The following is an 8,414-nucleotide window of genomic DNA, read 5'->3' as shown; positions in this document are numbered from 1 at the left end:
TCTCCGAGGGCGGGGGCCCAGCGGTAGCGCACGGCCTGGCGGTCGCCATCGGCGTTCACCCACATGAACGCGTGCAGGGCGGCGTAGGCGGTGGTGCCGAAGCTGGCCGGCACGCCCATCTCGCCCAGAGCCTGGAAGGCGGGGATGGAGCTGGGGTTGGCGGCCAGGAAGCCCTGGAGGTGGGCCTTGTCGCCCTTGCCGGCGTCCTTGTCGGCGGCCAGCGCCCGCACGAGATCGAGGAACTGGGTAGGGGTGGCGACCAGGAAGCGAGGAAGGTTCACCCCGATGAGGTCGGTGGCGGTGCCGTCGGGCAGCGCGAACTTGACGGCCATGCCCCGCCCGCCGGGCTGGGTGTCGGGCATGGCGGGATTGCCGCTGCCGTTGGAGAAACGCACGGTGGCCGAGACGGGCTCGCCGGACAGGTGAGCGGCGGCCGTGTACTTGGCGGCGTCGCCGGTGGGCGTGAACGTGGCCACGAAGCAGGCGCCACGGGCATGGGCCCGACGGTAACCGGCGTGCCGGCCGTCGAGGTGCTCCATGGTGTCGACGACCTGCACGGGCAGCGAGCTTTCAGCGGTCATGAGCGTGCTGGTCCAATCGGCGTGGTGGGGGAGTCGACAGTAGGTCTAAGCCCACCACGAGTTCGGAGTCCAGGCATCCTGACCTGGGCTTCCCCACCCGGCAGTGTTTGGGACACGTTCGAACTACCCGGAGGTTCCCGTGTCCACAGCGCTGGCCAGGCCCGATCTCGATCCCGAACCGAAGGGCGCCCTGGAACGGTCGCTGGTGGCCGTCTTCGTCGTGCTGCCGTTGCTGGCGCTGCTGGCCGCGGTGCCGCTGGCCTGGGGCTGGGGCCTCGGCTGGCACGATGTCGTGGTCGTCGTGGTCTTCTACTTCGTGTCCGGATTCGGCGTGACGGTCGGATTCCACCGCCTGTTCACGCACGGCTCGTTCCGCGCCACACCGGCGCTGCGGGTGGGACTGGCCATCGCCGGCAGCCTGGCGCTGGAGATGGGGGTGATCGACTGGGTCGCCACGCACCGCCGCCACCACAAGTACGCCGACCGGGCCGGCGACCCGCATTCGCCGTGGCGGTTCGGCTCGGACTGGAAGGCCCTGACCAAGGGCCTGGTGCACGCCCACGTGGGCTGGCTGTTCGATCGTGAGCGGACCTCGGCCGAGAAGTTCTGCCCCGATCTGCTGGCCGATCCGGCGATCAAGCGGGTGCACGAGCGGTTCGAGCTGCTGGTGGCCGTGTCGCTGCTGGCGCCGGCGCTGGTCGGCGGCCTGTGGAGCATGTCGTGGCAGGGCGCCCTCACGGCGTTCTTCTGGGGTTCGCTGGTCCGCGTCGCGCTGCTGCACCACGTCACGTGGTCGATCAACTCGATCTGTCACACGTTCGGGGCCGAGGAGTTCGAGGTCCGCGACAAGTCACGCAACGTGGGCTGGCTGGCCGTGCTGAGCATGGGCGAGTCCTGGCACAACCTGCACCACAGCGACCCCACCTGCGCCCGTCACGGCGCGCTGCCCGGCCAGGTCGATCCCAGCGCCCGGGTCATCTGGCTCTTCGAGCGGCTCGGCTGGGCCCACGACGTGCGCTGGCCGGACCCCGAGCGACTTGCCGCAAAGCGGCTGTCGGCCAGTCGGGTTTGAGGAGAATGGCAGTTGTGGCCCCACCGATCACCCTGGTCTCCCGCATGATGACGCGACTGCGACTCGTGCCGGTGGCGCTCGGCCTGGCGATCGCCAGCCTGCTGGGCATCCCGGTGCTGGTCTTCGTGATCGTCTCCACGGCCCTGATCCCGCTCTGGATCGGCGTGCCGGCGGTCATCGCCGCGGTGGCGCTGAGCCGCCGGTTCGCCGACCTGCACCGGTCGGTCGCCGGCAGCCTGCTCGGCCGCGAAGTGGCCCGCCCGTACCGGTCGATCGGCGCGGCCGACAACTGGGTGGCGCGGTTCCGCATCGCCGCCGGCGACCCGGCGACCTGGCGGGACCTGAGCTGGCTGCTGTCCAACATCGTGGTCGGTCTGATCACCAACATCCTGGTGGTGGCGCTGCTGCTGGGCGGCCTGTTCTGGCTGCTGACGCCGCTGTGGTTCGCCCTGTTCGTGCCGGACGGCGGCGACATCCAGGTGCTCGGCTTCTCTGTCCGCACCGAGGGCGAATCGTGGTTCGTGGTGCCGCTGGGCGCGGCCGAGCTGATCTTCTGGAGCTGGGTGTCGCCCCGGCTGATCTGGCTCAACGCCACCGTGATCGCCGGCCTGCTGGGGCCGACCGAGGCGGCGGTGGCCAACACCCAGCTGACCACGAGGGTGGCGCAGCTGTCCGAATCGAGGGCGGTGTCGGTGGACACGCACGCGTCCGAGCTACGACGGATCGAGCGGGACCTGCACGACGGGGCGCAGGCCCGGCTGGTGGCGCTGGGCATGAGCCTGGGCATGGCCGAGGAGACGGTCGACGACAACCCCGAGATGGCCAAGCAGCTGCTGGCCGAGGCCCGGGAGTCCACCACCACCGCGCTGGCCGAGCTGCGGGGGCTGGTGCGCGGCATCCTGCCGCCGGTGCTGGCCGACCGGGGCCTTGAAGGCGCGCTGCAGGCGTTGGCGCTGGCCAGCCCGCTGCCCGTGCAGGTGGCCATCGACCTGCCGGGGCGGCCGCCGGAACCGGTGGAGTCGGCGGTGTACTTCGCGATCGCCGAGGCCCTGACCAACATCGCCAAGCACGGCGCGGCCGACACGGTGTGGCTGCGGCTGTCCTATTCGGACGGGAAGCTGGTGGCGGTGGTCGGCGACGACGGGCGTGGCGGCGCCAGTGTCGAGCCGGGCGGCGGCCTGCACGGGTTGGAGCGCCGGCTGGCCGCCTTCGACGGAACCCTGTTGGTGACCAGCCCGCTAGGCGGCCCGACTGTCGTCTACCTGGAGGTCCCCTGCGCGCTCACGGCCCCGTGATGCCACCAGGTTGGCCAGGATCAGGCCGACGGACGCGATGATCACGTTCTGCAGCGCGGCGGACAGGCCGTTCCACTTGGAGGACTGCCACATCTGGAAGTACTCGCCGCCGATGGCGATGAAGCCGCCGCCGAACAGCATCGCCTCCATCAGCCAGCCCAGCGAGGACAGCCGTTTCGCCGCCTCGCTGCCCCGGATCCAGGCCACGACCGCGGCGATCAGCGCGATCGCCGCCAGGCCCTCCCAGGCGATGATCAGGACGTAGGCCGTGGTCACCAGGCCGGGGCTGGTGATGGCCCGCCACATCAGGTGCGGCGACTTGAACGTGGTGTCCATCGCGAACACGTGTTGCACGAACGCGTAGTTCGTGTCGTAGTCCGTGATGTTGCCGATCGTGATCAGCGCGAGCTGCAGCGCGCTGATCGCGGTGAGCACCCCGACGACCACACGCAGGCCGCCCAGTCTCGAGAGAAGACGCATGGCGGGGACTCTACGTGGGCTGTTCGTCACCCTGGGCAGGTTTCGGCGGGACTCTCCAGTACGTTCACGGTCATGCCCCTGGTCTCGGTGCTGACCGCCGCGCTCGCCGACCGAGCCCCGCTGCTGCCGGCCACCGGCGGCAGCCTGGCCGCCCAGGCGCTGCCGTCCGGCTGGGAGCTGGAGTGGATCGTCGAGGAGGACGGCCCGGAGCCGGCTTTGGGGTCGGTCGTGGCCGGTTTTCCGGTGGCGTCGCACCGTGCGCTCGGGGTGGGCATGGGCGTGGCCGCAACCCGCAATCTGGCCTTGTCACGAGCCCGTGGCGACCTCGTGCACGTCCTCGATTCGGACGACCTGGTGGCGCCCAACGGCCTCGCCACGGTGATCGCCGCCTTCGAACGGAACCCCGATATCGGCTGGGTCGCGGGCCAGGCCGACAACCTCATGCCGGACGGCAGCCGCGTGAGCTTCGAGCCGATCTCGCCTACCGGCCGCGTCGAGGCCGGCGCGGTCAACGACTACGTGCTGGAACACGGCCGCGGCCCCTTTCATCCGGCCGGCCTGACGCTGCGCACCGACCTGGCCCGCGCGGTCGGCGGCTGGGCGGCGTTGCCCCGGGCCGAGGACATGGCGCTGGTGGTGGCCGCGGCCGAGGTCGCCGCCGGCTATCACACGCCCGAGGTCACCTGGCTGTACCGGCAGCACCCCGGTCAGATGACCCGCGCCGACGACTGGCCGGACCTGGATCCCGCGTGCTGGACGGTGATCCGGCAGCGCATCGAGTCGATGCGGCGGCTGAAGGCGATGGCCTGATGCCGCTGCTGTCCGTGCTCACGGCCGTGCACGGCGATCGCGCCGAGGTGCTGGCCGCCGCCGGCGAATCCGTTGCTGCGCAAGTGCTTCCGCCCAGCTGGGAGCTGGAGTGGGTCGTCCAGGAGGACGGCGAGCGGCCGCGACTGGGCGAGGTCGCCCAAGCCTCCTACGCCGCCAACGGCGCGCAGTTGGGTGTCGCCGTGACCAGAAACCTTGCGCTGGCCAGGGTTCACGGCGAACTCGTGCGGGTGTTGGACTCGGATGACGTGCTGCTGCCCGGCGCCTTGGCTCGGGCGATCGGGGCGTTCAGCGTGCACCCCGAGATCCGGTGGGTCGTCGGCCGTCCGCGGATGGCCGACGCGGTCTACTTCCAGCTGCTGCCCGAGGGTGTGCACGCCCGTGGCGCAATCGGCGCGTACGTCAAGGAACATCGACGTTCGCCGATCCACTGCGCCGGTCTCACCGCGCGGACGGCGATCATTCGTGCGGTCGGCGGCTGGTGCGCCAATCCTCGGGCCGAGGACATCGAACTCGTCGCGGCGATCTCCGAACTCGCGCCGGGATACGTCGACGCCACCCCTTCATGGCTGTATCGCAGCCATGAAGGGCAGACGGTGCGGCAACCGGGTTGGCGGGCGCTGCACGCCGAGTCGTACCTGATGATCCACCAGCGACTTGCCGCCGCCAGGGCACTGGGGCTGCGGATGGGGACGAACTGATGCCACTGCTGTCCGTGCTGACCGCGGCCCACGCCGGCCGGGCCGATCTGCTGGCTCGGGCCGGGGAAAGCGTTGCCACCCAACAGCTTCCCGAGGGCTGGCGGCTGGAGTGGGTCGTCCAGGAGGACGGCCCGTCGCCGTCGCTGGCCCCGGTCGTCGAGCGCTTCCCGTTCGCCCGGCACTCCGCCCACGGCGAGCAGCTCGGCATCGCCACCACCCGCAACCTCGCGCTGACCAGGGTCGACGGCGAGCTCGTGCACGTGCTCGACTCGGACGACGAGCTGCTGCCCAACGCCGTTTCCGTTGCCGTAGAAGCATTTGACGCGTATCCCGCGGTGCACTGGGTCGCCGCGCAGGCCGACGACCTGTTGCCCGACGACAGCCGACGGTCGTTCGCGCTGGAGTACCCGGCCGGCTACGTCGAGCCCGGGAAGATCAACGAGTTCACCGTCGAGCGCGGCGAGCCGCCGATCCACTGTGCTGGCCTGACCATGCGCACTCGGACCGTGCGGGCGCTCGGGGGCTGGGCGGCCAATCCTCGGTCCGAGGACAGCGCCCTGTTCGTCGCTCTGGCCGAGTTGACGCCCGGCTACATCACGTCGGAAGTGACGTGGCTGCACCGCCTGCACACCGCGCAGACCACCGGCGAGCAGGCGTGGCGGACGCTGCGGGCCGAGTCGATGATCATGGTCCGCCAGCGGCTGGCCGCGCTGTGCGAGCTGGGTCTGGAGCTGGACGCCTGATGCCGCTGCTGTCCCTGCTCACGCCGGCGCTGGCCGACCGGGCCGAGCTGCTGGTCGAAGCCGGCAATTCCATTGCCGCGCAACAGCTCCCGCCCGGTTGGGTGCTGGAGTGGATCGTGCAGGAGGACGGCCCTTCGCCGTCGCTGCACGAGCTGGTCGAGGACTTCCCGTTCTCCCGCTACCGGGCCAACGGTGAGCGGCTCGGCGTTGCCGTGACGAGGAACCTGGCGCTGTCCCGCGCCGACGGCGAGCTGGTCCACGTCCTCGATTCCGATGATTTGCTGCTGCCCCAAGGCCTTTCCGTCGCCATCGAGGCCTTCGCCGCGCATCCCGACATCCACTGGGTCGCCGGCCAGGGCGACGACCTGCTGGCCGACGGCAGCCGTCGGTCAGTGCGCCTCGACCTCGCCGCCGGCCGGGTCGAACGCGGGGTGCTCACCCAGTACTTCGTCGATCACGGCGGCGTGCCCATCCATCCGGCCGGCCTGACCATGCGCACCGCCGCCGTACGGGCCCTCGGCGGCTGGGCCGCCGCCCCTCGCTCGGAGGACGTCGCCCTCCTGGTCGCCGTCGCCGACCTGGCGCCCGGCTACCTCACCCCTGCCGCGACCTGGCTGGCCCGCCAACACCCCGGCCAAACCACCCGCGCCCCCTCCTGGCAGTCCCTCTTCCCCCTGGCCGACACCCAGATCACCCAGCGCATAACCGCCCAACGCGCAGCGGGCCTGCACTACTGAAACCCCCGCGAGTCACGCTCTCGGGCACACCGAATGTCGGTTTCGGGCAGACCCTCGCGAGTCACGCTCTCGGGCACCGGGGCGAGTTCCGCCCTCGGGCATTTTCCAGCGTGGTCGCGCCGGGTGGGTGGGCCCGAGGACGGGACTCTCCCGCCCGAGAGCGTGACTCGCGTTGCTGGGGGCGCGCTCGCGTTGTTAAGGGCAGGGGGGCGAGTAAGGGAGTTGGGAGAGGTGTAGGGCCCAGACGGATTCGGTGAGGACGTTGCGGGTGGCGGCGCAGATGTGGTTCACGGCGTGGTCGACGTCCAGGTCGAGGGTCCGCAGCGCCACGTCGGGGTTCGTCGCGTACACGATGTAGTCGGTGCCGGGAAGGTAGGCGGCGGCGTCGTAGGTCAGGTTGCGCTGCACCACCGACAGGCCCATCGCCACCGGCTTGGCCGGATCGGAGACGTCCCACATGCGCACGCCCTGGTCGGCGTTGCCGGTGATCAGGGTGCGGCCGTCGGCGCTGAACTTCACCGACTGCATGCCCTTGGCGTAGCCGGTCAGCCGGCCGAGCTGCCGCGGGTGGGCCGGGTCGCTGACGTCCCACAGCAGCACGAAGTCGTCGTCGCCGGCGGTGGCCAGGGTCTGGCCGTCGGGGGTCAGCGCCAGCGCGCCGACGGCGTCCTCGTGCCCGGTCAGCGGACTGCCGATCGGCTTGGGGTCGGCCGGGTCGGAGACGTCCCACAGCCGAACGGTGTTGGTGGCGCTGGCGGTGATCAGCGTCTTGCCGTCCGGAGTGAACACGCCGTCGTAGATGTAGTCGCTGCGCCGGTCGCCGTGCTTGATCACCGGCGGCCCCAGCTGCCGCGGGTGCGCCGGGTCGCTGATGTCGTACAGCTGGGCGGTGTGGTCGTCGTGGTCGGAGGCCATGATCTTGCCGTCGGGGCTGATCGCCAGCATCGACGAGTACCGGGTCTCCAGCGGGATCGGCGTTCCCAGCTGGCGGGGATGGTTCGGGTCGGAGACGTCGAAGAACCGGACCCCCTTGTTGCCGCCGGTCACGACCAGCACGCGGCCGTCGGGCGTGAACCGGGTCTGGCTGACGCCTTCCAGCCCGGTGATCACGCCCAGCTGCCGCAGGTGCGCCGGATCCGAGGTGTCCCACAGCCGCACCGAGCCGTCCGCGGCCCCGCTGGCCACGACCTTGCCGTCCGGACGCGGGGTGGGTGCGTTGATCGAGCCGGTCTGCCCGATGCCCAGCGGCGACGGCATGGTCCACAGCCGGACCTCGGTGTCGCCGCCGCCGGTGACCAGCGTCCTGCCGTCCGGGCTGAAGCCCATGGCGTACAGGCCGTTGCCGGTCAGCGGCTGGCCGATCAGGCCCGGCTGCTCGGGATTGGTCACGTTCCACAACCGGGCCGAGCCGTCGCCGCCGGCCGAGCCCAGCACCTTGCCGTCCGGCGTGAAGGCCAGCGACCACTGCGCGCTCAGCCCGCTCAGCGGCAGCCCGATCTCCGACATCGACGCCGGGTCGCGGACGTTCCACAGCCGGACCGAGCCGTCCGCGCTGGCGCTGGCCAGCATGCTGTTGTCCGGGCTGAACGCCACCGAGTGCACGGTGTCCTTGTAGCCGCTCAGCGGCGCCCCGACCTGGACCGCCGCCCGCGGGTTGGAGACGTCGTAGAGCAGCACGGTCTTGTCGTCGCCGCCGGCGGCGAGGTAGTGGCCGTTCGAGCTGAAGGCGATCGAGCGCACGGGGTTGGTGTGCCCGGTCAGCGGGGGCAGCGGCGTGGGGGCGCCAGGTCGTGCACGTCCCAGAGCTGCGTCTTCTGGTGCTCGCAGGCGGCGGCCAGCGTCTTGCGTCGGGGCTGAACGCCACCAGGTAGACGGTGCCGGTGTCCTGGTCGAGCGGCCGGCCGAGGGGCCGGGGCCGGGCCGGGTCGGTGATGTCGTACAACACGCCCCAGGTGGTCGTCGCCGGCCGCGGCCAGC

Annotated in this window: 9 protein-coding genes; 6 read left to right on the top strand and 3 right to left on the bottom strand. The window is 71.2% G+C overall.

Annotated elements, in window-relative coordinates:
• Nucleotides 1–581 (bottom strand): catalase (locus KUTG_RS19110; RefSeq protein WP_157495579.1); only part of this gene is annotated, 581 nt, incomplete at its 3' end.
• A gap of 139 nt (nt 582–720) precedes the next feature.
• On the opposite strand from KUTG_RS19110, the gene KUTG_RS19105 reads away from it, so the two are divergent.
• Together KUTG_RS19105 and KUTG_RS19100 are read left to right on the top strand one after the other, a co-directional pair.
• The gene (locus tag KUTG_RS19105) at nt 721–1,653 is read left to right on the top strand and encodes an acyl-CoA desaturase (RefSeq protein WP_043718578.1); all 933 of its coding nucleotides are present in this window, start codon (nt 721–723) and stop codon (nt 1,651–1,653) included.
• Nucleotides 1,654–1,667: 14 nt separating this feature from the next.
• Nucleotides 1,668–2,948 carry a sensor histidine kinase gene (locus KUTG_RS19100; RefSeq protein WP_198047224.1) on the top strand — a complete coding sequence of 427 codons (1,281 nt, stop codon included), beginning with the start codon at nt 1,668–1,670 and terminating at the stop codon, nt 2,946–2,948.
• Here KUTG_RS19100 and KUTG_RS19095 read toward each other — a convergent pair.
• Entirely contained in the window at nt 2,892–3,428 is a 537-nt protein-coding gene (locus tag KUTG_RS19095) for a DUF2165 domain-containing protein (RefSeq protein ID WP_052394947.1), read from the bottom strand. The two genes, KUTG_RS19100 and KUTG_RS19095, sit on opposite strands and share 57 nt — an antisense overlap.
• A 72-nt stretch (nt 3,429–3,500) precedes the next feature.
• Here KUTG_RS19095 and KUTG_RS19090 point away from each other — a divergent pair, with 72 nt between their 5' ends.
• From KUTG_RS19090 to KUTG_RS19075, 4 genes are read left to right on the top strand one after another with little or no spacing between them, the layout of a single operon-like run.
• Nucleotides 3,501–4,238 (top strand): glycosyltransferase family 2 protein, encoded by a 738-nt coding sequence (locus KUTG_RS19090; protein WP_052394945.1) that lies wholly within the window; start codon nt 3,501–3,503, stop codon nt 4,236–4,238.
• The gene (locus tag KUTG_RS19085; protein WP_052394943.1) at nt 4,238–4,957 is read left to right on the top strand and encodes a glycosyltransferase family 2 protein; all 720 of its coding nucleotides are present in this window, start codon (nt 4,238–4,240) and stop codon (nt 4,955–4,957) included. The genes KUTG_RS19090 and KUTG_RS19085 overlap by 1 nt, the downstream gene beginning before the upstream one ends.
• Nucleotides 4,957–5,700: a glycosyltransferase family 2 protein gene (locus tag KUTG_RS19080; RefSeq protein WP_052394941.1), complete on the top strand. Its 744-nt coding sequence runs from the start codon at nt 4,957–4,959 to the stop codon at nt 5,698–5,700. The genes KUTG_RS19085 and KUTG_RS19080 overlap by 1 nt, the downstream gene beginning before the upstream one ends.
• Nucleotides 5,700–6,437, top strand: coding sequence for a glycosyltransferase family A protein (locus tag KUTG_RS19075; protein ID WP_063753540.1), 738 nt, complete (start codon nt 5,700–5,702; stop codon nt 6,435–6,437). The genes KUTG_RS19080 and KUTG_RS19075 overlap by 1 nt, the downstream gene beginning before the upstream one ends.
• A gap of 195 nt (nt 6,438–6,632) precedes the next feature.
• On the opposite strand, the gene KUTG_RS19070 is transcribed toward KUTG_RS19075, so the two are convergent.
• Nucleotides 6,633–8,198: a WD40 repeat domain-containing protein gene (locus KUTG_RS19070; RefSeq protein WP_255361028.1), complete on the bottom strand. Its 1,566-nt coding sequence runs from the start codon at nt 8,196–8,198 to the stop codon at nt 6,633–6,635.
• Nucleotides 8,199–8,414: the final 216 nt, after the last annotated feature.

Origin of the sequence: Kutzneria sp. 744, from assembly GCF_000568255.1 — a bacterium.
GTDB lineage: Bacteria > Actinomycetota > Actinomycetes > Mycobacteriales > Pseudonocardiaceae > Kutzneria.
This window is presented reverse-complemented; position numbering and strand designations above follow the sequence as displayed.

Bases quoted from the DNA above. Each gene is read 5' to 3' on its own strand.
- KUTG_RS19095 (WP_052394947.1), bottom strand. From the start codon at position 3,428: ATGCGTCTTCTCTCGAGACTGGGCGGCCTGCGTGTGGTCGTCGGGGTG.
- KUTG_RS19090 (WP_052394945.1), top strand. From the start codon at position 3,501: ATGCCCCTGGTCTCGGTGCTGACCGCCGCGCTCGCCGACCGAGCCCCG.
- KUTG_RS19085 (WP_052394943.1), top strand. From the start codon at position 4,238: ATGCCGCTGCTGTCCGTGCTCACGGCCGTGCACGGCGATCGCGCCGAG.
- KUTG_RS19080 (WP_052394941.1), top strand. From the start codon at position 4,957: ATGCCACTGCTGTCCGTGCTGACCGCGGCCCACGCCGGCCGGGCCGAT.
- KUTG_RS19075 (WP_063753540.1), top strand. From the start codon at position 5,700: ATGCCGCTGCTGTCCCTGCTCACGCCGGCGCTGGCCGACCGGGCCGAG.